Source organism: Flavobacterium aerium, from assembly GCF_030766725.1.
In the GTDB taxonomy this organism is placed as follows: Bacteria; Bacteroidota; Bacteroidia; order Flavobacteriales; family Flavobacteriaceae; genus Flavobacterium; species Flavobacterium aerium.
Genome location: NZ_JARQWR010000001.1, coordinates 167935 through 193309 on the forward strand (window position 1 = coordinate 167935; position 25375 = coordinate 193309).

Annotated in this window: 23 protein-coding genes and 1 tRNA gene; 5 read left to right on the forward strand and 19 right to left on the reverse strand. The window is 34.9% G+C overall.

The features are described 5' to 3' along the window. The first annotated feature begins 11 nt into the window (after positions 1 to 11). Positions 12 to 2402, forward strand: a complete 2391-nt coding sequence (locus tag P6733_RS00775) for a zinc-dependent metalloprotease (protein ID WP_306349668.1) — start codon at positions 12 to 14, stop codon at positions 2400 to 2402. A gap of 210 nt (positions 2403 to 2612) precedes the next feature. Beyond that, positions 2613 to 5327 (forward strand): zinc-dependent metalloprotease, encoded by a 2715-nt coding sequence (locus P6733_RS00780; protein WP_306349669.1) that lies wholly within the window; start codon positions 2613 to 2615, stop codon positions 5325 to 5327. Positions 5328 to 5378: 51 nt separating this feature from the next. On the opposite strand, the gene pth is transcribed toward P6733_RS00780, so the two are convergent. The 3 genes from pth to P6733_RS00795 all read right to left on the reverse strand — a co-directional run bounded on the left by pth (position 5379) and on the right by P6733_RS00795 (position 7658). Beyond that, positions 5379 to 6005, reverse strand: a complete 627-nt coding sequence (gene pth, locus P6733_RS00785; protein ID WP_372339289.1) for an aminoacyl-tRNA hydrolase — start codon at positions 6003 to 6005, stop codon at positions 5379 to 5381. Between the two features lie 66 nt (positions 6006 to 6071). Next, complete coding sequence (locus P6733_RS00790; RefSeq protein WP_306349671.1) at positions 6072 to 6683, reverse strand: 50S ribosomal protein L25/general stress protein Ctc; 612 nt, start codon at positions 6681 to 6683, stop codon at positions 6072 to 6074. 33 nt (positions 6684 to 6716) lie between these two features. Next, the gene (locus P6733_RS00795) at positions 6717 to 7658 is read right to left on the reverse strand and encodes a ribose-phosphate pyrophosphokinase (protein ID WP_306349672.1); all 942 of its coding nucleotides are present in this window, start codon (positions 7656 to 7658) and stop codon (positions 6717 to 6719) included. Positions 7659 to 7802: 144 nt separating this feature from the next. On the opposite strand from P6733_RS00795, the gene P6733_RS00800 reads away from it, so the two are divergent. The 3 genes from P6733_RS00800 (at position 7803) to P6733_RS00810 (ending at position 9772) form a co-directional block, all read left to right on the forward strand. Beyond that, positions 7803 to 7882: transfer RNA gene (locus P6733_RS00800), tRNA-Leu, on the forward strand. A gap of 207 nt (positions 7883 to 8089) precedes the next feature. After that, positions 8090 to 8908: a 4-hydroxy-tetrahydrodipicolinate reductase gene (dapB, locus tag P6733_RS00805; protein WP_306349673.1), complete on the forward strand. Its 819-nt coding sequence runs from the start codon at positions 8090 to 8092 to the stop codon at positions 8906 to 8908. Between the two features lie 15 nt (positions 8909 to 8923). Beyond that, on the forward strand, positions 8924 to 9772 hold the full coding sequence (locus P6733_RS00810) for an EamA family transporter (protein ID WP_306349674.1): 849 nt from the start codon (positions 8924 to 8926) through the stop codon (positions 9770 to 9772). A gap of 91 nt (positions 9773 to 9863) precedes the next feature. On the opposite strand, the gene P6733_RS00815 is transcribed toward P6733_RS00810, so the two are convergent. From P6733_RS00815 to P6733_RS00890, 16 genes are all read right to left on the reverse strand, one after another. Continuing rightward, complete coding sequence (locus tag P6733_RS00815; protein ID WP_306349675.1) at positions 9864 to 10706, reverse strand: pirin family protein; 843 nt, start codon at positions 10704 to 10706, stop codon at positions 9864 to 9866. 122 nt (positions 10707 to 10828) lie between these two features. Further along, positions 10829 to 11278 (reverse strand): LexA family protein, encoded by a 450-nt coding sequence (locus P6733_RS00820; RefSeq protein ID WP_306349676.1) that lies wholly within the window; start codon positions 11276 to 11278, stop codon positions 10829 to 10831. Next, on the reverse strand, positions 11269 to 12537 hold the full coding sequence (locus P6733_RS00825) for a Y-family DNA polymerase (protein WP_306349677.1): 1269 nt from the start codon (positions 12535 to 12537) through the stop codon (positions 11269 to 11271). The genes P6733_RS00820 and P6733_RS00825 overlap by 10 nt, the downstream gene beginning before the upstream one ends. 315 nt (positions 12538 to 12852) lie before the next feature. After that, positions 12853 to 14223 (reverse strand): NADH-quinone oxidoreductase subunit N, encoded by a 1371-nt coding sequence (locus P6733_RS00830; protein ID WP_306349678.1) that lies wholly within the window; start codon positions 14221 to 14223, stop codon positions 12853 to 12855. Between the two features lies 1 nt (position 14224). Then, a complete protein-coding gene (locus P6733_RS00835; protein ID WP_306349679.1) occupies positions 14225 to 15676 on the reverse strand; it encodes a complex I subunit 4 family protein in 1452 nt (483 codons plus the stop codon). Between the two features lie 10 nt (positions 15677 to 15686). Further along, the gene (gene nuoL / locus P6733_RS00840; protein ID WP_306349680.1) at positions 15687 to 17570 is read right to left on the reverse strand and encodes an NADH-quinone oxidoreductase subunit L; all 1884 of its coding nucleotides are present in this window, start codon (positions 17568 to 17570) and stop codon (positions 15687 to 15689) included. A 6-nt stretch (positions 17571 to 17576) separates the two neighbouring features. After that, a complete protein-coding gene (nuoK, locus tag P6733_RS00845) occupies positions 17577 to 17897 on the reverse strand; it encodes an NADH-quinone oxidoreductase subunit NuoK (RefSeq protein WP_306349681.1) in 321 nt (106 codons plus the stop codon). Between the two features lie 5 nt (positions 17898 to 17902). After that, on the reverse strand, positions 17903 to 18406 hold the full coding sequence (locus P6733_RS00850; protein ID WP_306349682.1) for an NADH-quinone oxidoreductase subunit J family protein: 504 nt from the start codon (positions 18404 to 18406) through the stop codon (positions 17903 to 17905). Between the two features lies 1 nt (position 18407). Continuing rightward, entirely contained in the window at positions 18408 to 18953 is a 546-nt protein-coding gene (locus tag P6733_RS00855; protein ID WP_306349683.1) for a NuoI/complex I 23 kDa subunit family protein, read from the reverse strand. Positions 18954 to 18964: 11 nt separating this feature from the next. Next, positions 18965 to 19996: an NADH-quinone oxidoreductase subunit NuoH gene (nuoH, locus tag P6733_RS00860; RefSeq protein ID WP_306349684.1), complete on the reverse strand. Its 1032-nt coding sequence runs from the start codon at positions 19994 to 19996 to the stop codon at positions 18965 to 18967. 6 nt (positions 19997 to 20002) lie between these two features. Further along, positions 20003 to 21040 (reverse strand): NADH-quinone oxidoreductase subunit G, encoded by a 1038-nt coding sequence (locus P6733_RS00865; protein WP_306349685.1) that lies wholly within the window; start codon positions 21038 to 21040, stop codon positions 20003 to 20005. 18 nt (positions 21041 to 21058) lie between these two features. Further along, positions 21059 to 22426 (reverse strand): NADH-quinone oxidoreductase subunit NuoF, encoded by a 1368-nt coding sequence (nuoF, locus tag P6733_RS00870; RefSeq protein WP_306349686.1) that lies wholly within the window; start codon positions 22424 to 22426, stop codon positions 21059 to 21061. Positions 22427 to 22437: 11 nt separating this feature from the next. Beyond that, complete coding sequence (locus tag P6733_RS00875) at positions 22438 to 22962, reverse strand: complex I 24 kDa subunit family protein (RefSeq protein ID WP_306349687.1); 525 nt, start codon at positions 22960 to 22962, stop codon at positions 22438 to 22440. A gap of 6 nt (positions 22963 to 22968) precedes the next feature. After that, positions 22969 to 24204: an NADH-quinone oxidoreductase subunit D gene (locus tag P6733_RS00880; RefSeq protein WP_306349688.1), complete on the reverse strand. Its 1236-nt coding sequence runs from the start codon at positions 24202 to 24204 to the stop codon at positions 22969 to 22971. A gap of 32 nt (positions 24205 to 24236) precedes the next feature. Further along, positions 24237 to 24758: an NADH-quinone oxidoreductase subunit C gene (locus P6733_RS00885; RefSeq protein WP_306349689.1), complete on the reverse strand. Its 522-nt coding sequence runs from the start codon at positions 24756 to 24758 to the stop codon at positions 24237 to 24239. A 9-nt stretch (positions 24759 to 24767) separates the two neighbouring features. Further along, positions 24768 to 25319 (reverse strand): NADH-quinone oxidoreductase subunit B, encoded by a 552-nt coding sequence (locus P6733_RS00890; protein WP_306349690.1) that lies wholly within the window; start codon positions 25317 to 25319, stop codon positions 24768 to 24770. Positions 25320 to 25375: the final 56 nt, after the last annotated feature.

Here is a 25375-nt window from a genome sequence, read left to right on the forward strand (position 1 = left end):
AATCTTCTGTAATGCATGCGGATTTAGCGGCAAGATACCCAGGTATTAAATCGTATGTAGGATTAGGTATTGAAGATCCAACAGCAAGAATACGTTTTAGTGTAACAGTATTTGGATTACACACGATGACACTTTCGGGTAAACATGGAGCACATTATATCGATCCTTATACTAAGGATTTAAATAATTATATTGTTTACGATAAGAAGAATGTATTGTCATCTAGAAACTTTACCTGTAATGTAGAAGATTCTGCAGATGATATGGTAGAAGAACTTTCAGGTGATGTTGAAGCCCTTAGAGCAAGTAATGGTCTTTTCAAAACATATCGTTTGGCAATGGCCTGTACTGTTGAATATGCAGCATTCCAATTAACTGCTGCGGGAACACCAGCAACAGCGACATTAGCAGAAAAGAAAGCAGTTGTTTTAGCAGCAATGAATGTTACTATGACTCGTGTAAATGGATTATATGAAAAAGATATGTCCTTAACAATGGTATTAGTACCAAACAATGATAGTGTTATTTTTATTGATGCAGATGATTTTACAAATTCACCAGCAATGATCAATGAAATTCAACCAATTATGGATGCAGCAATTGGAGCAGCTAATTATGATATTGGTCATGGAGTTTGTACAACAGATTCTGGAATTGCACAGTTAAATTCTCCTTGTTCTGCAAATAAAGCAAGAGGAATTACTGGTCAAGCAGCACCAGTAGGTGATCCTTTTGATATTGATTATGTAGCACATGAAATGGGACACCAATTTGGAGCAACACATACACAAAATAATTCATGTAATAGAACAAATGCAACAGCAGTAGAACCAGGTAGTGGAAGTACTATTATGGCTTATGCAGGTATTTGTGCGCCAAATGTTCAAGCACATTCTGATGCTCATTTTAATGGAGTAAGTATTGGACAAATGGAAGCATTTGTAAATGCAGCTGGAAATTGCGCAGTAGCTGTTCCAAATAATAATGCTGCACCAGTAGCAGAAGCAGGACAAAACTATACAATTCCAAATGGAACTGCCTTTATTTTAAAAGGATCAGCAACAGATGCGGATAATGATTCATTAACATATTGCTGGGAGCAAACAAATAATCAAGTGAGTACTCAGCCACCATTACAATCTGCAACGACTGGACCGAACTTTAGATCTAATCCACCGACAGATTCACCAAACAGATATATGCCAGCTTTGGCTAGTGTTTTAGCAGGTAATTTAGCACCAACTTGGGAAGTAGTTCCATCTGTAGCTAGAACAATGAACTTTACATTAACAGTTCGTGATAATAAAACTCCAAATGGAGGACAAACGCATAGAGATAACATGACTGTTACTTTTGCAAGTGTTGGACCATTTAAAGTTACTTCACCAAGTGTTGAAAATGAAACTTGGACACAAGGAGATACTAAAACAATCACTTGGGATGTTGCAGGAACTACTGCAAATAATATTAATACGGCTAATGTAAATATCTTATTATCTACAGATGGCGGATTAACATTTCCAACAGTCTTGGCAGCAAATACTCCAAATGACGGAACAGAGGCAATTACAATACCTACTGTTGTATCAGCACCATACTGTCGTATTAAAGTAGAAGCAGTTGGAAATATTTTCTATACTATTTCTAAAAATATTGCAATTGGATATACTGTAGTTACAGAAACAGTGTGTAATACTTATACAGCTACACCTACAGTAAATGTAATTCAAGATCAAAACCCATTGGCTTATCAAGCATGGAGCATCAATGTTCCTGATAATGTTGTGATTTCAGATTTGAATGTGTCAGTAGATATTACACATCCAAAAATTAGTGAATTACAAATGGCAGTTGTGAAACCAGGAACAAATGCAATTGGACCATTATTATTCCAACAAACTTGTTCTACTACAGCTAACATGAAAACGAAATTTGACGATTCAGGAGTTGCATTCTCTTGTGCTGGAGCAAATGGAAATAATACCTATAAACCACAGGAAGCATTAAATGCCTTTAATGGTGGTAATTCTCAAGGAACATGGAGATTAGTTATTGCAGATGTTGTAGCAGGGAATAATGGAACGTTAAATAGTTTCGCATTTGAAATTTGTTCAACTACAACTACAGCAACATTAGGTAGAGATGAATTCTCTTTCAAAGATTTTGCCTTATATCCAAACCCAAATAGAGGTAATTTTACAGTGCAATTTAACACCACATCTACTGATGGAATCGGTATAAGAGTTCACGATATGAGAGGAAGAGTTATCCTTGAAAATAAATATAACACAACTGGAATGTTTAACCAAAATATACAATTAGATAATGTACAATCTGGTATATATATGGTAACTGTTCAAGATGGTGCTAGAAAAATAGTGAAGAAAATAGTTGTAGAATAACTAAAACTATACTCTAATAAAAAGGGATTTGAAAAACTTCAAATCCCTTTTTTTATGGTAATAAATGAGATTTTGTTTTATGGATTATTTAGTGAAAATTCAAGATTATTTATTTTGAATTAAGTTAAAATGTTAAACATATTATAAAATATATGTATTATATGCATATATTTGATTATTAAACCATTACAAACGTAAAACAAACTAGAAATGAAAAGAAAACTATTATTCTCAGCCTTTGCGATATTGCTCTTTTCGAGTATTTATGGGCAAGGAGGTAAATTGTGGATTCCAGTTAGTGAAGAAAAATTAAGCTCACAGGAAAAATTGGAGAGAGACTCTAATCCAACAGAATATACTTTGTATGCGCTGGATTTAACAACACTGAAGGAACGTTTAATTGCTGCGCCTTCTGTGGAGGTTATTGGATCAACATCAAATGTAATATTGCCATTTCCAAACTCTGAGGGGAAATTACAAAATTATAGAGTGTATGAGTCTTCAGTAATGCATCCTGATTTGGCAGCCAGATATCCAGGGATTAAATCGTATGTAGGTCAAGGCATTGATGATCCTACAGCAACTATACGTTTTAGTGTTACCCTATTTGGTTTGCATACAATGACTTTATCAGCGAGATCCGGAACAGAATACATTGATCCGTATACAAAAGACCTGTCAAACTATATAGTATATAGTAGAAAAGGATTATCGACAACAAAAACATTTACTTGTGATGTACTTCAGGATGATACACAAGGTTTAAGACCGGCTATTGATCCAGATAATACCGTTCAGGCGAGTAATGGTTTGTTTAAAACATACCGTTTAGCAATGGCCTGTACGATTGAATATTCTGCATTTCATGTGAATGCTGCAGGTTTACAAGCAGGTACTTTAGCACAGAAAAAAGCAGCAGTGTTGGCAGCGATGAATATTACGATGACGCGTGTCAATGGATTGTATGAAAGAGATATGTCCTTAAGAATGATTTTAGTTCCTAATAATGATAACGTAATTTTTATTGATGCAGATAATTTTAATAATACAAATGCAGGTGTATTGATTAATCAAAGTCAAGTAGAAATTGATGCCAATATTGGAGCTGCTAATTATGATATTGGACATACAGTTAGTACAGGTGGTGGTGGATTAGCACAATTAAACTCCCCATGTTCTACAACAAAAGCAAGAGGAATTACAGGTAGTTCATCACCTGTAGGTGATCCGTATGATATTGATTATGTTGCTCACGAAATGGGACACCAGTTTGGAGCGCAACATACGTTTAATAACCCATGTCCAAATCAAAATGGTTCTTTGAATAGAAATGATGCTACAGCAGTAGAGCCAGGAAGTGGAAGCACGATTATGGCCTATGCAGGTATTTGTGCACCAAATATTCAATCAAATTCAGATGCCCACTTCCATGCGGTGAGTATTGCTCAAATGGAAGCATTTGTAAATGCAGGAGGGAATTGTGCCGTAGCAGTACCAAATAATAATGCAGCACCAGTAGTAAATGCAGGAGCAGATTACACGATTCCAAATGGAACGGCTTTTATCTTGAAAGGTTCTGCTACCGATGCAGATAATCCAACAGGATTAACATATTGCTGGGAGCAAACAGATATTGAAATATCAGTTCAGCCACCAGCACAAACCTCTGTTGGAGGACCTAATTTCAGATCGATTTCTCCATCGGAATCTCCAAATCGTTACATGCCTGCTTTGGCAAGTGTATTAGCGGGTAATTTAGCACCTACTTGGGAAGTAGTTCCAACTGTTGCTAGAGCAATGAACTTTGCATTAGTCGTTCGTGATAATAAAACGCCAAATGGAGGTCAAACGAATAGAGATAATATGAAGGTTACTTTTGCAAACGTTGGACCATTTAAAATTACAGCACCAAGTGTTGAAAATGAAACATGGATTCAAGGAGATGCTAAAACAATCACGTGGGATGTAGCAGGTACAACAGCCAATAATATTAATACTTCAAATGTGAATATTTTATTGTCAACAGATGGAGGATTAACTTTTCCAACAACTATTGTAGCAAATACACCAAATGATGGTTCGGAAGTTATTACGGTACCAACGGTTACTTCTGCTCCTTACTGTCGTATTAAGATAGAACCAGTTGGAAATATTTACTATGCAGTATCTAAGTCTATTGCGATAGGTTATACAGTGGTTTCAGAAACCGTGTGTAAAACCTATACAGCTACACCAACAACTAATACAATTGTAAATCAAACACCATTGGCTTACCAACAATGGAGCTTGAATGTACCAGATGTTATGACTGTTTCAGATATTAATGTTTCTGTAGATATTACACACCCAAAAATTAGTGAATTACAAATCGGTGTTGTACGACCAGGAAGTACTACTGTTGGGCCATTGTTGTTCCAACAATCATGTCCTACCACAGCAAATTTGAAAGCCAAGTTTGATGATTCAGGAGTTGTATTCTCTTGTGCAGGTGCTTCTGCAAATAATACATACAAGCCACTAGAAGCATTAAGTGCTTTTAATGGAGCTGCTGCTCAAGGAAACTGGAGATTAGTTATTGCAGATCTTGCAGCGGGGAATAATGGAACGTTAAATAGCTTCACGCTAGATATTTGTTCTACAACAACGACTGTAGCATTAGGAAAAGACGAGTTTTCTTTCAAAGATTTTGCGCTATATCCAAACCCTAACAAAGGTAATTTTACAGTACAGTTTAATGATGCTTCAAATGATGGGGTAGCTATACGAGTACATGATATGAGAGGAAGAACAATCCTTGATAAGAAATATAATAGTACAGGAATGTTTAATCAAAATATACAACTAGACAATGCACAGTCTGGTATATATATGGTAACCGTTCAAGATGGTGCTAGAAAAATTGTGAAGAAAATAGTTATTGAATAATAACCATTTCTTTAAAACGAAAAAGGGAGGTCTGTTTCAGATCTCCCTTTTTTATTTACCATTATAAGTATTCATAGTATTGTTGAGTCCGGCAGTACCGAAGGAACGGATAATATCTGCGGCTACCTCATAACGTTCTGGTAAAGCAGCTTTTTCCTGTTCATCCCATTCGCCTAATACATAATCAATTTGTTGTCCTTTTTTAAAAGCATCACTAATCCCAAATCTAAAACGGGCATATTCCTGAGTATTCAGAATTAGATTAATGTTTTTCAATCCATTATGGCCACCATCACTACCTTTTCCTTTGATTCGGATAGTTCCAAAAGAAAGATTTAAATCATCCGTGATTACAAGAATGTTTTCTAAAGGGATATTTTCCTTGTCCATCCAGAATTTAACAGCCTTTCCACTTAGATTCATATAAGTATTCGGTTTTAATAAAAGAAACGTTCTTCCTTTGAATTTATACTCTGCAAGGGTTCCCAGTTTCACTGTTTCGAAAGAAAGAGACTCTTTTTGAGCAAAGGAATCGAGAATTTTAAATCCTATATTGTGGCGTGTATTGACATATTCGGCACCGATGTTGCCTAATCCGACAATTAAAAATTTTTTCATAACATCTGTTTTTTCGGAATCTATTTTTGGTTTAAAAATAGATTGTAGCCAATTTTTCATAATACAAAAATAAAAAAAAAGCATCCCAATTGACTCGGGATGCTTTTAAAACCTTTAAAAAAGGGATTATTTTTTCTTTCCTTTTGCAGGAGCTTTTGCTGCTTTCGCTGCTTCTTGAGCTGCTTTCATAGCTGCACGAGAAATTCTTACTTGAGCAACAACTGTGTTGTCTGGGTGTAAAAATTTGTATGTTTCAGAAACTAATTTCGTTACATATAATTTGTTACCCATTTCAAGTGGAGTAATGTCTGCTTCAATAAAGTCAGGTAAGTTTTTTGGTAAAGCTTTCACTTTTAATTTACGTGTGTTAAGACGTAAAACACCACCAGCTAATACACCTTTAGATGTACCAACAATTTTTACAGGAACTTCCATAGTGATTTCTTTATTATCAAATAATTGAAAGAAGTCAATATGTAAAATTTTATCAGATACTGGATGTACCTGGATGTCTTGTAAAATAGCGTTGAATGATTTACCGTTTTCCAATTCAATCACAACAGTGTGAGCGTTTGGAGTGTAAACCAAGTTTTTAAAAGCCATTTCTTCTGCTGCAAAATGTACTGGTTGATCTCCTCCGTATAACACGCAAGGAACCATTCCAGCATTACGTAGGGTACGCGTTGCTGCTTTACCCACGCTTTCTCTTTCAGATCCTTTAATCGTAATTGATTTCATTGAAATAAAAATATAGTTAATAAATAAATTAAATTACATTAAAAATTTTCCACTAATGGAATTGTTGTGGTGCACCATGTGCATTACTTCTGCAAAAAGAGGCGCACAACTCACCACTTTTATTTTTCTTGATTCTTTCTTTAATGGAATAGAATCGGTAACAATCAGTTCGCTTAATTGAGAATTTTCAATCTTCTCGTAAGCATCTCCCGATAATATAGCGTGTGTACAGATTGCTCTAACACTTAATGCTCCTTTTTCAATCATAAGATCCGCTGCTTTAGCAAGCGTTCCTCCTGTGTCGATCATGTCATCTACTAAGATAACATTACGATCTTTTACTTCACCAATCAATTCCATACTATCAATTACATTGGCTACTTTTCTTTGCTTGTAACAAATTACTACATCAGATTCTAGGAATTTAGAGTAAGCATAAGCTCTCTTTGAACCACCCATATCTGGAGAAGCAATTGTTAGGTTTTCTAAGTTTAGGCTTCTTACGTATGGCAAGAAGATAGTAGAAGCAAATAAATGATCTACTGGTTTTTCAAAGAAACCTTGAATTTGATCAGCATGTAAATCCATAGTCATGATACGAGTTGCACCTGCTGCTTGTAATATATTAGCAACAAGTTTTGCTCCTATCGGAACTCTTGGTTTGTCTTTACGGTCTTGTCTAGCCCAACCAAAATAAGGGATAACAGCAGTTACGTGTCTTGCAGAAGCTCTTTTTGCAGCATCAATCATTAGTAATAATTCCATCAAGTTATCAGAACTTGGAAATGTAGAACAAACAATAAATACACGTAAACCTCTGATAGACTCTTCGTAAGAAGGCTGAAATTCACCATCACTATATTTAGAGAACGTAACTTTACCTAGTTCTACGCCATAGTTTTTAGCTATTTGCTCGGCTAGGTGTACACTTTGAGAACATGCAAAAATTTTTGCTTCGGGTTCTAGGTGTGGCATTTTAATAAGTTGTTTAGTAGTTAGTTAGTGTTGTGTCGCGTTAACGAGGTGCAAATTTATGAATTTAATTGAACTCTGAAAGAATATTTTTAAGTATTTTTTTTAGTATATGAAATATTTTTTTTTACATTTGCACCCACATTAGCCTGGATGGCGGAATTGGTAGACGCGCACGACTCAAACTCGTGTACTTAGGTGTGTGGGTTCGATTCCCACTCCAGGTACTTTTTATAACGCAAAGACTCAGTCTTTGCGTTTTTTTTTGCTTAAAAATCAGCTGATTGCAATATTTAGTATTGTAAAATTGTAATCCTAATCGTAAATCCTATAGTTCGACAGTCAATATCCAATGGATATGTTTTATATTTATACTATAAATTGATCATGCTTTTGTGATTAATTCATACAAGATATTGATTAAAATAGAGACTATGAAAAATACAGGTAATAAGATACGGGTATGTGTGGCTGGAGGAACAGGTTGGGCAGCTTCCGAACTTTGTAAAGCGATTGTTTTGACAACAGATATAGAACTGGTATCTGCAATTTCACGAAAAAATGCTGGAAAAAACCTGACCGAAGTTTTAGATTTAAATACGACTGCTTTTATTCCTGTCTTTGGAACGATAGAAGAAGCGATGACAATTGAATGCGATGTTTTATTGGATTATACCTCTCCTTTGATTGCCAAGCACCATATTTTAACGGCAATAGATAAAAAAGTGAATGTTGTAGTAGGAACTTCAGGGTTATCCGATCAGGATTACACGGAAATAGGATTAATTGCTACTAAGAAAAAACAATCTGTATTAGCCGTTGGGAATTTTGCAATCAGTGTAGTGTTGCTTACAAAATTTGCAGAAATGGCTGCAAAGCATATGCCGAATTGGGAAATTATAGATTATGCAGATGATAAAAAAGTAGATGCTCCAAGTGGAAGTGCATTAGAACTAGCCAATAGATTGTCTAATGTAGGGAAACCATTTATTAAAGTTCCCATTGAGGAGACGAAAGGAGTAAAAGAAACGAGAGGAGCAAATATTAACGGTATGCAGGTTCATTCGGTAAGACTTCCTGGTTATGTTATTTCTTTGGAAAGTATTTTTGGTTTGGAAAGTGAAAAACTAACCATTAAGCATGAAGCAGGCAGTAGTGCTGTACCCTATGTAAATGGTGCTCTTTTGGCAATCCGAAAAGTAAATACATTTACAGGATTAAAAAGAGGTCTAGATCAAATCATGGATTTCTAAAACGATTTGACCCCAATGTTTTTAAAAAAAAGTATCTCAATTCCCCCAGTTTTAGCGGTATTACTCTCGATGATAAGTATTCAGGGTGGTGCCTCTATTGCAAAACATTTATTTCCTGTTTTGGGAACGAGTGGAACAGCTTCGCTACGGATCGGTTTCTCGGCGATTATGCTGCAAATGATTTTTCGAACAAATCTTTTCAAGTTAACCAAAACACAATGGCTTTACTGTTTAGGATATGGAAGCTGTCTTGGAGCTATGAATTTAGTGTTTTATTTTGCAATCAAGCGAATTCCATTAGGGCTTGGCGTTACAATTGAATTTATTGGCCCCTTAACTGTAGCTTTATTAGGATCCCGAAAAGGATTGGATTTAGTTTGGACAGGACTTGCTCTTTCTGGTATTTTGTTGATTGCGCCTTGGGAAAATAACAATGTGGATTTGCTGGGAGTATTATTTGCTGTTTTGGCGGGTGCTATGTGGGCCGGTTATATTGTATTAGGTGGGAAGATTTCAAAAATAATGAAAAGTGGTGATGCTGTAACCGTAGGAATGATGTTTGCCGCGATTTTGGTTTTACCTTTTGGAGTGTTTAGTGGCGATTTGAATGCATTAAATGGAAATCTAATTCTGATTGGCATTGGGGTAGCTCTTTTAACGAGTACAATTCCTTTTACTTTAGATATGGGTGCTTTAAAAGAACTTCCGCCCAAAACATTTAGTATTCTAATGAGTTTACACCCAGCTTTTGGTGCTTTATCAGGTCTTCTATTTTTGCAAGAATATTTAACGCTTACCCAGTGTTTATCTATTCTTTGTGTAATTATGGCCAGTGTTGGAGCAACAATTTTTTCAAAAAAATAAATTTTAGAAGATTCTATTCTAAAGAAAAACACCTTATCGAAGATATAAAACTCGATAAGGTGTTTTTTTATTAATGATCTCAGTGTTGGATTTAGAATTTGCCAGCACGAAAATCTGCATAAGCTTGTTTAATTTCTTCCTCTGTGTTCATAACAAAAGGACCTTTTGCTACAACAGGCTCTTTTAATGGTTTTCCTGCAAAAAGAAGAACACGAAGTTTTTCGGTTGCCTGAATTTCAATTTCACTATCAGGCGTATTTTCTTTAATGGTATCCAATAATAAAACTTCTCCTTTTTGGGCTTTTGTAGCAGTGCTTCCAAATGTTCCACTACCTTCTAATATATAGATAAAACCATTGTAATCGGATGGAATGTCCTGTGATGCAGTAGAGCCAGAATCGATGGTAATTTCTACCATAGTGACCAATGCATGGTTTTTAGTCGGAGATTTAATATCTCCAGAAGCCCCAGAAAAAACTTTATAAGTTACCCCATCTTCTTTTCGTAGTGGAGCACTAGCGCCTAATATATCCTGATAACGTGGTTCTGCCATTTTTTGATCTCTGGGAAGATTCACCCATAGTTGCAATGAATGGACTGTTTTGTTGTCTCCAGGTTCTTCAATATGGATAATACCTCTACCGGCTGTCATCCATTGTGCATCACCTTGGCGTAAAACACCAGTTCCACCTTTGTTATCCCCATGGAATAATTCACCATCAAGAACGTATGTTACGGTTTCAATGCCACGATGTGGATGATGATCAAAAGTGTGTTTCTGAAACTTATCTTCGGCCATTAATAAGAAAGGATCAAATTCTTCCCAGTTATTTGGCGGAAGAAGTAATGCTGCTGAATGACCTTCGCTATTTTGTTTTAATTCCGTTTTCCAAGTGCGTTTTATTCCTCTTTGTGCGATATTATTATTTTTCATAAATGATTTTAACTTTAAAATTATACTATTAAAGTTACAAAATAACATCGTTAAGCGCAACTGATTTGGCTTTTAGTTAACAGAAGTGTCTGCTAATCAGGAGAAGTGATAGGGAAGATGTACTATACTTTTTTAATAACATAGGTTACAATTCCCCAGATGAGAAATTGGTTTTCCGTTGTTACCTTTATAGGTTGGTATGCAGGGTTTTCAGGCATGAGATATAAACAGTCCTTTTCTAGTTTAATTCTTTTGACGGTAAATTCTCCATCAATATAACAAACTGCAATTTTTTGATCGCGAGGTTCTAAGCTTCGATCAATAACCAGTACATCTTTGTCATTAATACCAGCATCAATCATAGAATTCCCTTTTACGCGGGCATAAAAAGTAGCTTCAGGATTGCTTGTTAAGGTTTTATCTAGGCTAATACGAAATTCCATAAAGTCTTCTGCGGGAGATGGAAAACCAGCCGATATACCTTCTGTTACTAAATGACGAGTCTCACCTGATTCGTAGTCGGGCGTAAAGAAGATGATTTTATCGTTTTTATTTGGAGTGTTTAATGACATTGTATTTCAAGAATTTCTGTAAAATCGGTGGTGTATTTTGGTGATAATTTATCCTGACGCATCTTCCAAGTATGTTGTAAATCCTGACTGCCTAGTTTTATTTTGGTTTTACCAATTTTATGATGCAGTGCATCGATTGTTTTCATTAACGCAAGATGTTTTGGATTTTCTTCCTCAAACAGATGCAATTGTTTTTCATTCTGATGAATCAGTTCAGTGACAATAACTCCAGCTTTTTTGTATTCAACTCCTTCCACATACAACTCTCTTAATATTTTTATTGCAGCATTACTAATTGTAATATTAGAATTACTAGCAAAAGTTAAGGTGTTTAATTGGCTAAAATAATACCGTTTGGAAGTTGTGTTATATCGATCGGCCATTAGCATAACGATTATACTATGGCAACAAGATTCTTGTTTGCGTAATTTTTCGGCACAGACCACTGCAAAGGTTGAAACCCGTTCTTTCAATTCATCGTATGCGGTTATTTTACCCTTGAAACTTCGGGTTGTAGCAATACTTTTTTTTGGCTCTGGGATAATATCTAATTCTAATATTGGCTTACCCTCTAATTCATATTTTAAGCGTAAACCTGTAATACCCATTTCACGTTTAATCCATGTTTCTTGCTCTGGTGCAATAAAGTCTAATGCAGTAAGTATATTTCTTGCTTTGAGTTTTTTGGTCATACGATATCCAATACCCCATACATCTTCAATTTTAGTCCATTTTAAGGCTTTGATACGTTTTTCTTCCGTATCTATACAATAGACACCATTGGTTTGGTTTGGGAATTTCTTGGCAATTTTATTAGCCACTTTAGATAACGCTTTAGTAGGAGCAAAGCCGATACAAATCGGGATACTAATCCATTTTAAAATACGGATACGCATTTGCTGACCATATTCATTATAATCCTCTACTTTGACATCATCAAAATTGAGAAAAGCTTCATCAATACTATAGACTTCAATATGATTGGTGAACTGACGTAAGATGTCCATTACGCGTTTGCTTAAATCACCATACAAGGGATAATTAGAGGAAAATACTTTAATCTGATGTTGTTGTACAAGTTCTTTGATTTTGAAGGCAGGAGCACCCATAGGAACGCCTACGGCTTTTGCTTCTTCACTTCGGGAAATGACACAACCATCGTTGTTGGATAAGATTACAATAGGTTTGTTCTGCCATTGCGGCTGAAAGACCCTTTCACAGGATGCATAAAAATTATTACAATCTACCAGTGCATACATAAAGCAAAATTACAGCAGAAACAGATGGGTAGTATGAGAAACAGCGTTAATTTTTTTAAAAATTGAAGGATGATTATTCTGAATTATTTTTAGAATGATTACCTCTTTCAGCGTGTTTAATTAATCAGAATCAGTTCATCGTAAACGGTGTAAAAGGAAATGAAGGAGTTGATGTTAATTGCTCATCAGTTTTGTCTCTAAGACAAATTTTACTTATAAATAGGTAAGACAGTAATTTTAGAATATCATAGGGATAAAATAAAAAAGGTATTATCAATTGTTGATAATACCTTTTTTGTATAGTATGTATTTTGTTTATCCCAATAAGTCCAATAGACAAGAAGGAAATAAACCCAATAAAATATTTAATGTAATAGCAATAATAGCGACAGCATGATATACAAAAGGAACAGCTTGTTTCTCTTCTGTAGGTTCTTGATTGTACATCGCTAGAATTAATTTGAAATAATATCCAATACTAATAATAGAGTTGATTACTGCGATAATTACAAGTGTAATATGTCCAGCATTCAGAACTTGATTGAATAAAAAGAATTTTGCAAAGAATCCAGAAAAAATAGGAATACCGGCCATTGATAATAATGATCCTGTAAGAATAGCAGCTAATAAAGGATGTCTTTTTCCTAAACCATTAAAGTTACTGATATCTTCATTGTCTTTTGTTCTACATACAAATAGTACTACTGAGAATGCTGCAATACCTGCTAATGCATAAGCAGAGGTATAATATAATAAACTACCTGCGGCAGTTTTGATTGCTAATAATGTCATTAACATAAAACCAGCATGTGAAATCCCTGAGAATGCCAACATACGTTTTACATTATTCTGTCTTAATGCCATGATGTTTCCTACGGTCATTGAAGCAATAGAAATTACCACAATTACAGATTGGAAAGAAATTGATAAGTCAGCATTCATTCCGCTGATTAACTTGAAGAAAGCAGCCATTGATACTACTTTAGCCAAAGTACTCATTAAAGCAGTTGTTAATGCAGGAGAACCTTCATAAACATCAGGAGCCCAGAAATGGAAAGGAGCAGCTGCAATTTTAAATAACATTCCAATGCTTAATAATACAATACCAATATAAAACCATTGTGGTGTATCTGTAGATTGAGCAATTTCGTGAATTCGTACAATATCAAATGATCCTGTAGCACCATAAATTAAAGCAATACCGAATAAGATAATTCCAGAAGCAAACGCTCCCATTAGGAAGTATTTCATTCCCGCTTCATTACTTTTTAAACTTAATCGATCACTTGCTGCTAATACATACAATGAGATAGATAAGATTTCAATCCCTAAGAAGAACATCGCAAGATTCCCGAAAGAAACCATTGCCACTGAACCTAGTAATAAGAATAATTTGATGGCAACGAAGTCAGATATTTTTTCAATATGTTTTTGATGAAAAGTAGGACTTAGTGCAACTAAGAAAATTGTTAAGACAATAAATAAACTGGAGAATGCAACAGAAAATTTATCGATTACAACCATATTGTTGAAGAATGTCGCTGTGGTATTAAATTCAGCTACAGTCAAACCAAGTGCTGCCAATAAGCCAATGATGGTTACTGGTACGATGGCTTTTCGTAAGTTGAAAATTTCAGCTATAAGGCATAAAATCCCTAATCCTGCAATAGCTATTATTGTATTCATTTTATTGGACTAAATTAAATCTGTTGATATGAACTAAAATCTCTTTAAGACTTGGCGTGATTAACTCGATAATTGGTTTTGGATATAAACCAAAAAAGAAGAGTACAGCAATGATGATTACAAATACTAAACCTTCGTTGAATGTAACATCAGCAAATGGTCTACTGTCTTTTTCTCCAAGCATAACATTTTGGAACATTTTAAGCATATAAAATGCACCTAATATAATAGTTGTTCCACCAATAATGGCAAACCACATATTAGTTTGGAAAAGACTATATAATAAAGCAAATTCTCCGACAAAGTTAAATGTTGATGGTAGTGCTACCGAAGCAACAACTAGGATCATAAACATAGAAGTGAATTTAGTTGCCTGAATTCGGATACCTCCCATTTCGCTAATTTCGCGTGTTTCAAATCTTCTATAAATGATTTCTGCAGCAAAGAATAGTCCTACTACAACAAATCCGTGTGCGATCATTTGAAGTACAGCTCCATTTAGACCGTCTAATGTTAGTGTATATGTTCCCGCAGCAATTAATCCTACGTGAGCTAATGAAGAATATGCTAATAAACGTTTTAAATCTTTTTGTTTTAAAGCAACAATTGAACCATAAATTACACCTGCAACACTCAATCCGATGAAGAAATACATGTATTCCTGAGCGGCTAGCGGTGCAATTGGCAATTGCCATCTGATGATACTATATAAGGCCATTTTTAACATGATACCCGATAAAAGCATTGTTCCAACAGCTGGTGCTTTTTGGTATACTTTTGCTTGCCATGTATGGAAAGGGATCAAAGGAATCTTAATTGCATAGGCTAAGAAGAACGCTAAGAAAATCCAAAATTGTTCTGTAGATGATAAATCCAATTGATACAAATCTTCTAGTAGGAAACTACCTGCTTTTTGGTATAAATAGATAAAAGCTACAAGCATGAATAGTGATCCTGCGAAAGTATAGATAAAGAATTTTAATACAGCTTTTCTTCTGCTGTCTTTATCTCCATTACCCCAAATTAGAGCGATGAAATAAATAGGAATTAATGAAAGTTCCCAGAAGATATAGTATAAAAACCCATCAGCACTTAGGAATGTTCCTACCATAGCAAAAGCCATGAACATCACTAAAGCATAGAAGCTTTTTGATTTTTCAAATTGATTCCCTAATGAAGAGAATATAATAATTGGTGTTAATGCAGTAGTCAACAATAACAACGCTAACGAAAGACCATCGCCTTGTAATGCAAAAGTAATTTTAGGCATGTTAATCCACGGTGCCGAAAAATTAATATTTAGCCCTGCATTATATTGATTTAAAAGGAGAATAGAACCTGCAAAAGCAGCGATACTAAATAACAATGCCACTTTTGAAGCCCATTGGTCTCCAGAAAAATAAGTAGCTACTGCTCCAAATAATAAAATAATTAATATTAAAGATACGTCCATTAGGTATAAATTATTGTACTAAAAATAAATAAACTACGATGGAACAAATTCCCAACACAAAGGCGAATAAATAGAGTCCAACACTTCCATTTTGAATAACCTTACCTTGTGTCCCAATGGCATTTGTTAATTTTCCTAAACCAAAGATAAATCCTGATATAGCAGTTTCTATAAAGTTGTTAAAGAAACTTGATAATGCATAAATTGGTTTTACAATTATGGCATCATAAATTTCATCTACATAAAACTTATTGTATAACACTTTTGCAAAACCAGTGATTTCTACATCTGATTTAGGAACAAAAGCTTGTTTGATATATTTTGCATAAGCAATTCCAATCCCGATTAATGCACCTACAATAGCAACACCCATCAACATATATTCTGTTGAACCAAAATGATGTGCCTCTGCTTCTCCAGTAAAAATAGGAGCTAAGTAATCATTTAACCAACTGTTTCCTGGTAAGCTAATTGCTCCACCGACTAAGGACAATATGGCTAATATAATTAATGGGAAAGTAATTAAACTTGGAGATTCATGTAAATGATGTTTTTGTTCCTCTGTACCTCTAAATCCTTTGAAGAATGTAAGGTATAATAGGCGGAACATATAGAATGCCGTCATGATTGAAGCGACAGAAGCAATAATCCAAAGTGTTTTATTCTGATGGAAAGCAACCATTAAAATTTCATCTTTAGAGAAAAAACCTGAGAATGGTGGAAGACCTGAAATAGCTAATGTGGCAATTAAGAAGGTAATGAAAGTTACTTTCATGTATTTCTTTAACCCACCCATATTACGCATATCTTGTTCTCCGTGCATAGCATGAATTACAGATCCAGAACCTAAGAATAAACAAGCTTTGAAGAAAGCGTGTGTGATTACATGGAATACAGCAATATTATAAGCCCCCAAACCAAGCGCTAGGAACATTAATCCTAACTGTGATACGGTAGAGTAAGCCAATACTTTTTTAATATCATTTTGAACTAATCCGATAGAAGCTGCGACTAATGAAGTTATTGCTCCAATAATAGCAATTACATTTTGTATTTCTGGTGTTAAGTCAAAAAGGAAATTTAAACGAGTAATCATAAAGATACCCGCAGTTACCATCGTAGCAGCATGGATTAATGCTGATACTGGAGTAGGGCCTGCCATCGCATCAGGAAGCCAAGTATATAAAGGAATCTGTGCGCTTTTTCCACAAGCACCAATGAATAAGCATAAGGTTGCAACAGCTAACCACGTTGTGTCAATAGAGGTAGTACCCGATACAATTGCAGCTTTTATAGTATTAAAATCTAATGTATTGAATACATATCCAATTACGAATATTCCGATTAAGAAACCTAAATCTCCAATACGGTTCATGATAAATGCTTTTTTAGCAGCATCATTATAATTTTGGTTTTTATACCAGAATCCAATTAGTAAGTATGAACAAAGTCCTACACCTTCCCAACCAATGAACATGATTAATAAATTGCTTCCTACAACCAATGTAATCATGAAGAAGATGAATAGGTTTAAGTAAGCAAAAAACTTATGTAAATTTTCATCATCATGCATGTAACTGATAGAGTACAGGTGGATTAATGTTCCAATTCCTGTTACAAACATTAGCCAAAGCAATGATAATTGATCTAGTAATATATCAAAGTTAATGTTGAAATTTGATAGCGTAATCCAATCAAATAAATGCACCAAAATAGGTTGTTTGGTTTGGTTTATTTGAATAAAGAAATAAAGTGTCACAGCAAAAGAAACTGCCACGGCAATTGTTCCTAGTGCTCCTGAAAAACTTTTACTGATTTTTTTACCTAAAAAAATATTAAATAGAAACCCAGTAAAAGGGGCCAATAATAATAGTAGTACTAAACTTGTCTCCATTAGGGATTATCCTTTTAATTTTTTTAAATTATCAATATCAATCGAGTGTATGTTTCTATATATTGAAACTAAAATAGCCAAACCTACAGCTACTTCGGCAGCGGCTACAGCCATTGAGAAAAATACAAAAACTTGACCTGCGGCATCCTGATGATAGGTTGAGAAAACAACCAATAACAAGTTTACTGCATTAAGCATGATTTCGATGGACATGAATACTACGATCGCATTTCTTCTGAATAAAACACCAAATATCCCAATACAAAATAGTATGGTAGAAAGATAAATGTAGTTTTCGATTCCTATGTGTTGTAAAATATTTTGCATAACAATTAGCTAATTTTTTCTTTTTTAGATAATAATACTGCACCAATCATAGATACTAACAGTAATACGGAAGCAAATTCAAAGGGTACCATGTATTCATTTAATAATACCTGACCCAATACTTTAATAGATTGGTAATCTTGACCTGAAACTTTGTAAGCATTGATAACAGGTTGTGATTTTAAGAAAGTTGCTAGAAGAACAAAACACACTAAACAGAAAGAAGCTATGGCAGCAACTATGGTTAATGGGCTTTTATGTCGTTCATCTTCCTTGTTCAGATTCATTAACATGATCGTAAAGAGCAAAAGAATCATAATCGCTCCTGAATATACAATAACATGCACGACTGCTAAGAATTGTGCATTAAACATTAGGTAGTGTCCTGCAATTGAGAAAAAACAAATCACTAAGTAAATCGCACTATGAATTGGATTTTTACTAAAAATCGTCATAAATGCCGAAGCTAATGTAAGGGCTGATAGAATATAAAATAAAGTCGTTATCATCTTAATTCGCCGTTTTCAATTTACTATTATTAATTGCCATCTCTAAAGGCATTACCAATTTATCTTTTCCGAAAATAAACTCTTCTCTATCGTAGTTTGATTTTACGATTACTTTAGATGTAGTTAAGTAAATAGCTTGTTTTGGACAAGCCTCTTCACACAATCCACAGAAAATGCAACGTAACATATTAATCTCATAGATAGAAGCATATTTTTCTTCTCGGTATAAGTGTTTTTCTTCTGGTTTACGCTCTTCCGCTTTCATCGTGATGGCTTCAGCAGGACAAGAAAGTGCACATAGCCCACAAGCCGTACAACGTTCTTTTCCTTCGTCATCACGCATAAGCATATGTTGACCACGGTATACTGGACTAAATTCTCTAACCTGTTCAGGATATTTAATCGTTACTTTTCTTCTAAATAAGTGTTTGATTGTAATGATCAAACCTTTGGCAATCGCTACAAGATACAGACGCTCCCAAAAAGTCATTTCCTTGTTGGAAACCTGTTTCTTTCTTCCCGATAATGATATAGTTTCTATTGACATCTCTCTTTATTTTATTGGAAAAGTAAGATTACAATTCCAGTGATAATAATATTTGCAATTGAAAGTGGAATTAAAATTTTCCATCCTAGTCGCATCAATTGATCGTATCTGAATCTTGGAATGGTCCAACGAACCCACATATAGAAAAAGATAAAAAAACAGATTTTTGCAAAAAGAACAAAAATTCCAATAACGTTTGCAATGTTTACTCCCCAGTTTTCTACTGCCCATTGCATTCCCGGATAGTTATATCCTCCAAAGTAAAGTACAGCCAAAATGGTAGATGAAATAAACATACTTGCATATTCAGCAAATAAATAGAATCCCATTTTCATTGAAGAATATTCGGTATGGTATCCTCCAATTAATTCAGCTTCACATTCTGCTAAGTCAAAAGGAGTACGGTTTGTTTCTGCAAAAGAACAGATTAGGAAGATTAAGAAACCAACAGGTTGGTAAAATACATTCCAAGCCATTCCGCTTTGCTGAGCAGAAATTTCTCTTAAACTTAGAGTACCCGTCATCATAATCAAAGCAATGATTGAAAGTCCCATAGCAACTTCATAAGAAATCATTTGAGACGAAGCACGCATAGCACTCATTAATGAGAACTTATTGTTTGATGCCCATCCACCAATCATGATTCCATAAACACCTACGGACAATACACCAAATACATATAATATAGCAACATCAATATCTGTTGCCTGTAGAATAATATCTCGGCCAAATAAATGAAGTTTATCTCCCCAAGGAATCACCGCACTAGTCATTAATGCCGTACTCATGGAGATAGCAGGACCAATAATGAATAAAAACTTATTTGGTGTATTTGGGAAAAATTCTTCTTTTGAAAACAATTTTAAACCATCAGCTAAAGGCTGTAGGATTCCGTATTTTCCAGCACGGTTTGGCCCTATACGGTCTTGAAGAAAGGCTGCAACTTTTCGTTCAGCCAATGTTGAATACATCGCCATTACCATTGTAATTGCAAATACAATTACAATGAAAATTCCTTTTTCTATAATTAATGCGTTATCCATTTCCGTCTAAAGATTTTTATTTTCTGTAGCTTTCTCTTCATCCAAAGGAATAGCGTGCATACTAATTTTTTTACGATCTTCCTCTCTACCTTGAAGGATACCTTCTTCTGTATTGATTGTAACCGTTTCTAATTTACGAGTATAGTTATTCTGATTGATTACAGAATCTTTTTCGAATTTTCTTGGACCTTCAATAACCCAGTCTTCCACATTTTTATGGTCAAAACGACATTCGTTACAGATGAATTCTTCTACTTCATGGTATTCATCTTTACGCGCTGTAACTCTTTGTATTTCTTCTCCAAACATCCAAAGTGTTGTTTTACCACAACATTTGTCACAATCTCTATGAGCATTGTAAGGTTTGTTGAACCAAACTCTTGATTTGAAACGGAAAGTTTTATCAGTCAAAGCTCCTACTGGACAAACGTCAATCATATTTCCTGAAAATTCATTATCAATTGCTTTAGAAATACACGTTGAAATTTGGGAGTGATCTCCACGGTTTACAACACCATGAACTCTTTCATTAGTCAACTGATCAGCGGTCATTACACAACGGTAGCATAAGATGCAACGATTCATGTGTAATTGGATTTTATCACCAATGTTTTCAGGTTCAAAAGTTCTTTTCTCTTCGATGAAACGAGTGTGAGAAGAACCATTTTTGAAACTTAAATTTTGTAAGTCACATTCACCAGCTTGATCGCAAACAGGACAATCTAACGGGTGGTTGATTAGTAAAAATTCAGTTACTGATTTTCGAGCATCAACAACTCTTTCAGAACTAATACTTTTTACTTCCATACCATCCATAACACCTGTTACACAAGAGGCAACTAGTTTTGGCATTGGAGTAGGGTTAGCATCACTACCTTTTGATACTTCTACTAAACAGCAACGACATTTACCACCACTTCCTTTTAATTTTGAGTAGTAGCACATTGCTGGAGGGACCGATTTTCCTCCTATCATTCTAGCAGCCTGCAGGATTGTTGTTCCTGGTTCTACTTCTATCGTTTGATCGTCTATTGTTACTTTCATCAGCTTAAATACTAGACTTTATATTACTTCTTTTGCTACCAAATGTTTCACCTTTTCAAAAGGTTCTGCTACAAAATGGTCTCTGTTTTTTATTCTTTCTGGGAAACGAACATGGTATTCAAATTCATCTCTAAAATGACGAATAGCAGCAGCAACTGGCCAAGCAGCAGCATCTCCTAATGGACAAATTGTGTTTCCTTCAATCTTACGTTGGATATCCCAAAGCAAGTCAATATCTTCTTCACGACCGTGACCATTTTCTATTCGATGTAATACTTTTTCTAACCATCCTGTTCCTTCACGACAAGGGGAACATTGTCCACAGCTTTCATGGTGATAGAAACGAGAGAAATTCCAAGTATTACGTACAATACAAGCGGTGTCGTTGTATACAATGAATCCACCTGAACCTAACATAGATCCTGTTGCAAATCCACCATCACTCAATGACTCGTAGGACATTAAACGATCTTCGTTGTTTGCTGTTTTGTATATTAAATGAGCTGGTAAAACGGGAACAGAAGAACCTCCAGGAATTAAAGCCTTCAAAGGTCTATCGTCTATCATACCACCTAAATATTGATCAGAATTCATGAATTCCTCTACACTTAGTCCCATTTCGATTTCGTAAACACCAGGGTTTTTAATATGCCCTGAAGCCGAAATTAATTTTGTTCCTGTTGATCTTCCAATACCAATTTTTGCATATTCAGCTCCTGTATTGTTTACAATCCATGGAATTGCAGAAATTGATTCCACATTATTTACCACTGTAGGATTTGCCCATAAACCACTTACCGCAGGGAATGGTGGTTTAATACGTGGGTTACCTCTTTTACCTTCTAGCGATTCAATCAAGGCAGTTTCCTCACCACAGATGTAAGCTCCAGCACCACAATGTACATATAAATCCAAATCATAACCGGAACCCAAGATGTTTTTACCTAACCATCCAGCAGCATAAGCTTCCTTAATGGCTGTTTCAAGGATTCTGTAAATCCACATGTATTCTCCACGAATATAGATATAAGACAAATGTGCTTCCAAAGCGAAACTTGATGTAATCATACCCTCAATTAATAAATGAGGAAGGAATTCCATTAAATAACGGTCTTTGAATGTACCTGGTTCAGATTCATCAGCATTACAAACCAAGTGTCTTGCTTTACCTGATTTCTTGTCGATAAAACTCCATTTCATTCCTACTGGGAACCCAGCTCCTCCACGTCCACGAATTCCAGAAGTTTTTACTTCTTCTACGATTTCATCTGGTGTCATTGTTTTTATCGCTTTCTCCACAGAGGCATAACCTCCATTTTGACGGTATACTTCATAGGTTCTAATACCCGGTATATTTGCTTTTTCTAATAATATTTTTTTTGACATAATTCCTATTATTAGTGTAAACTGATTTTGTTTTCTTTACAATCATTGATCAATTGATCAATTTTTTCTTTAGTCAAGTTTTCTTGGTATGAATCACCTAACTGTAACATTGGAGCATATCCACAGGCACCTAAGCATTCTACACCTACTACTGTAAATTGACCATCGGCAGTAGTTTCACCTTCTTGAATACCTAATTTTTCACAAGTGTAATCCATTAAGTTCTCTGCACCTCTCAAACAACAGCAGGAGGTTCTACAGAATTCAAACATGAATTTTCCAATTGGTTTTTGGTTGAACATGGTATAAAAAGATACAACTTCATAAACTTCAATAGGTTTAATCAGTAATAACTCGGCTACTGTGTCCATTAATTCAATACTCAACCAGTTATCATGTGCGTCTTGCACTTCATGAAGTACTGGAAGTAAAGCTGATTTTCTTTTGTCCGCAGGATAGTGACTGATCAATTCATTGATACGATCCGTCAATCGAGCATCTATATTTATTATTTGTTTTACGTTTGAATGTTCCATAATCATTTAGGCGTCTAATTCGCCAGCTATAACATTAAGACTAGACAATGTTGCAATCGCATCCGATAGCATTCCTCCTTTAACCATTTCATTGAAAGCTTGGTAATAAATAAAGCAAGGTCTTCTGAAATGTAATCTGTAAGGGGTTCTACTGCCATCTGTGATAAGATAGAAACCTAATTCTCCATTTCCACCTTCAACAGGATGGTACACTTCTGTTTTCGGAACAGGAATCTCTCCCATTACAATTTTGAAGTGGTAAATTAAAGCTTCCATATTATGATATACTTCTTCTTTTGGAGGAAGATAATAATCGGGTACATCAGCATGGAAAGGACCTTCAGGCATTTTTGCTAAGGCTTGTTTAATAATGCTTAAACTTTCCCATACTTCGGCATTACGGACACAGAAACGATCATAAGTATCGCCAGATTTTCCTACTGGTACAATGAAGTCAAAGTCTTCATAAGAACTATAAGGTTGCATCACACGAATATCATAATCAACACCTGTAGCACGTAAATTTGGACCTGTAAAACCATAGCTCATAGCTCTCTCTGCTGAGATTGCTCCTACATTTACAGTTCTGTCGATGAAAATTCTGTTTCTTACGAATAGGCTTTCGAATTCTTCCCATACTTTAGGGAATTCTTCGATAAATTCGTCTAATTTTCTAAAAGCAGCAGGACTCCATTCTCTTTCGAAACCACCAATTCTACCCATGTTAGTCGTTAAACGAGCACCACAGATTTCTTCGTAGATTTCGTAGATTTTCTCTCTGTATTGGAATACATATAAGAATCCTGTGAAAGCACCTGTATCAACACCTAATACGGAGTTACAGATAATGTGATCGGCAATACGTGCCAATTCCATTACAATAACACGTAAGTATTGTACTCTTTTTGGTACTTCTATATTTAATGCTTTTTCCAATGTCATCCACCATCCCATATTATTAATAGGAGCAGAGCAGTAATTCATTCTGTCTGTTAATGGAGTGATTTGGTAAAAAGGTCTGTTTTCAGCAATTTTTTCGAATGCACGGTGAATATAACCTACTGTACCTTCACCATCAAGGATTCGTTCTCCGTCCATAAGTAATATGTTCTGGAAAATTCCATGCGTAGCAGGGTGGGTAGGACCTAAATTCAGAATAGAAAGTTCACTTCCATCTTCGTTCAGTTTTTCCTGTATTAATTTTGCATATCGATGCTCTGGTGGTAATAATAGTTCTGACATTTTAGCTCTTCAAAATTATTTCAGTTTCATTATTAGCAATTTTCTGGTGTTCTTCCAAAAAACCTATCGTCTTTATCTGTTCTTCCACCATCTTCAAGTGGGAATTCTTTACGCATTGGAAAAGAAACCATTTCATCCATATTTAAGATTCTCTTTAATTGTGGATGTCCTTTGAAAATGATGCCGTAAAAATCATACGTCTCTCTTTCTTGCCAGTTTGCACTTAAAAATAAGTTACATACGGTGTCAATTTCTGGTTTTTCACCATGTAAGAAACATTTTATTCTGATTCGTACATTATCATACCAATTGTGCATATGATAAACAACAGCAAATTGTCTATTTACTTCTGAATCTGGATAATGAATTCCGCAAACATCTGTTAAAAAGTTAAAACGTAATGTTTCATCTTCTTTTAAGAATTGCATAATTTCAGTGATGGATTCTGAAGCTACTTCAAATGTGAATATATCGTGTTGTTGAACAAAATCGGTTACACTTAAACCGAAATTTTCAATAAGTTTATTCTGTATGGTGGATGTTTCTAAAGCCATTGTATTACTTTACGAAATGTTATAAGAAGCTAATAAATCTTGATACTCAGGAGAACTTCTTCTTCTAACGGATTCTGATTTTACTAATTCTTGCAATTTTAATATTCCGTCTAAAATTTGTTCTGGACGAGGAGGGCAACCTGGAACGTAAACGTCCACTGGGATAATTTTGTCAATACCTTGTAGTACAGAATAAGTATCAAAAATACCACCTGATGAAGCACAAGCGCCTACAGCGATTACCCATCTTGGCTCTGCCATTTGTTCATAGACTTGACGTAAAATTGGAGCCATTTTTTTAGCAATGGTTCCCATTACAAGTAGCATATCGGCCTGACGTGGAGAGAAACTCATACGTTCTGAACCAAATCGGGCTACATCATAATGCGCAGCCATAGTTGCCATGAATTCGATACCACAACATGAGGTAGCAAATGGTAATGGCCATAATGAATTTGCGCGAGCAAGTCCTACAACGGTATCTAATTTTGTTGCAAAAAAACCTGTTCCTTCAACTCCATCTGGAGCATCAACAATATTTATTTTAGAAGAATCACTCATTTTTATTGTCTTATAATTGAACTGAAAATCAAACGAATATGAATTAAATTTATGCC

Bases quoted from the DNA above. Each gene is read 5' to 3' on its own strand.
- P6733_RS00775 (WP_306349668.1), top strand. From the start codon at position 12: ATGCATGCGGATTTAGCGGCAAGATACCCAGGTATTAAATCGTATGTA.
- P6733_RS00780 (WP_306349669.1), top strand. From the start codon at position 2,613: ATGAAAAGAAAACTATTATTCTCAGCCTTTGCGATATTGCTCTTTTCG.
- pth (WP_372339289.1), bottom strand. From the start codon at position 6,005: ATGAAAAATTGGCTACAATCTATTTTTAAACCAAAAATAGATTCCGAA.
- P6733_RS00790 (WP_306349671.1), bottom strand. From the start codon at position 6,683: ATGAAATCAATTACGATTAAAGGATCTGAAAGAGAAAGCGTGGGTAAA.
- P6733_RS00795 (WP_306349672.1), bottom strand. From the start codon at position 7,658: ATGCCACACCTAGAACCCGAAGCAAAAATTTTTGCATGTTCTCAAAGT.
- dapB (WP_306349673.1), top strand. From the start codon at position 8,090: ATGAAAAATACAGGTAATAAGATACGGGTATGTGTGGCTGGAGGAACA.
- P6733_RS00810 (WP_306349674.1), top strand. From the start codon at position 8,924: ATGTTTTTAAAAAAAAGTATCTCAATTCCCCCAGTTTTAGCGGTATTA.
- P6733_RS00815 (WP_306349675.1), bottom strand. From the start codon at position 10,706: ATGAAAAATAATAATATCGCACAAAGAGGAATAAAACGCACTTGGAAA.
- P6733_RS00820 (WP_306349676.1), bottom strand. From the start codon at position 11,278: ATGTCATTAAACACTCCAAATAAAAACGATAAAATCATCTTCTTTACG.
- P6733_RS00825 (WP_306349677.1), bottom strand. From the start codon at position 12,537: ATGTATGCACTGGTAGATTGTAATAATTTTTATGCATCCTGTGAAAGG.
- P6733_RS00830 (WP_306349678.1), bottom strand. From the start codon at position 14,223: ATGAATACAATAATAGCTATTGCAGGATTAGGGATTTTATGCCTTATA.
- P6733_RS00835 (WP_306349679.1), bottom strand. From the start codon at position 15,676: ATGGACGTATCTTTAATATTAATTATTTTATTATTTGGAGCAGTAGCT.
- nuoL (WP_306349680.1), bottom strand. From the start codon at position 17,570: ATGGAGACAAGTTTAGTACTACTATTATTATTGGCCCCTTTTACTGGG.
- nuoK (WP_306349681.1), bottom strand. From the start codon at position 17,897: ATGCAAAATATTTTACAACACATAGGAATCGAAAACTACATTTATCTT.
- P6733_RS00850 (WP_306349682.1), bottom strand. From the start codon at position 18,406: ATGATAACGACTTTATTTTATATTCTATCAGCCCTTACATTAGCTTCG.
- P6733_RS00855 (WP_306349683.1), bottom strand. From the start codon at position 18,953: ATGTCAATAGAAACTATATCATTATCGGGAAGAAAGAAACAGGTTTCC.
- nuoH (WP_306349684.1), bottom strand. From the start codon at position 19,996: ATGGATAACGCATTAATTATAGAAAAAGGAATTTTCATTGTAATTGTA.
- P6733_RS00865 (WP_306349685.1), bottom strand. From the start codon at position 21,040: ATGAAAGTAACAATAGACGATCAAACGATAGAAGTAGAACCAGGAACA.
- nuoF (WP_306349686.1), bottom strand. From the start codon at position 22,426: ATGTCAAAAAAAATATTATTAGAAAAAGCAAATATACCGGGTATTAGA.
- P6733_RS00875 (WP_306349687.1), bottom strand. From the start codon at position 22,962: ATGGAACATTCAAACGTAAAACAAATAATAAATATAGATGCTCGATTG.
- P6733_RS00880 (WP_306349688.1), bottom strand. From the start codon at position 24,204: ATGTCAGAACTATTATTACCACCAGAGCATCGATATGCAAAATTAATA.
- P6733_RS00885 (WP_306349689.1), bottom strand. From the start codon at position 24,758: ATGGCTTTAGAAACATCCACCATACAGAATAAACTTATTGAAAATTTC.
- P6733_RS00890 (WP_306349690.1), bottom strand. From the start codon at position 25,319: ATGAGTGATTCTTCTAAAATAAATATTGTTGATGCTCCAGATGGAGTT.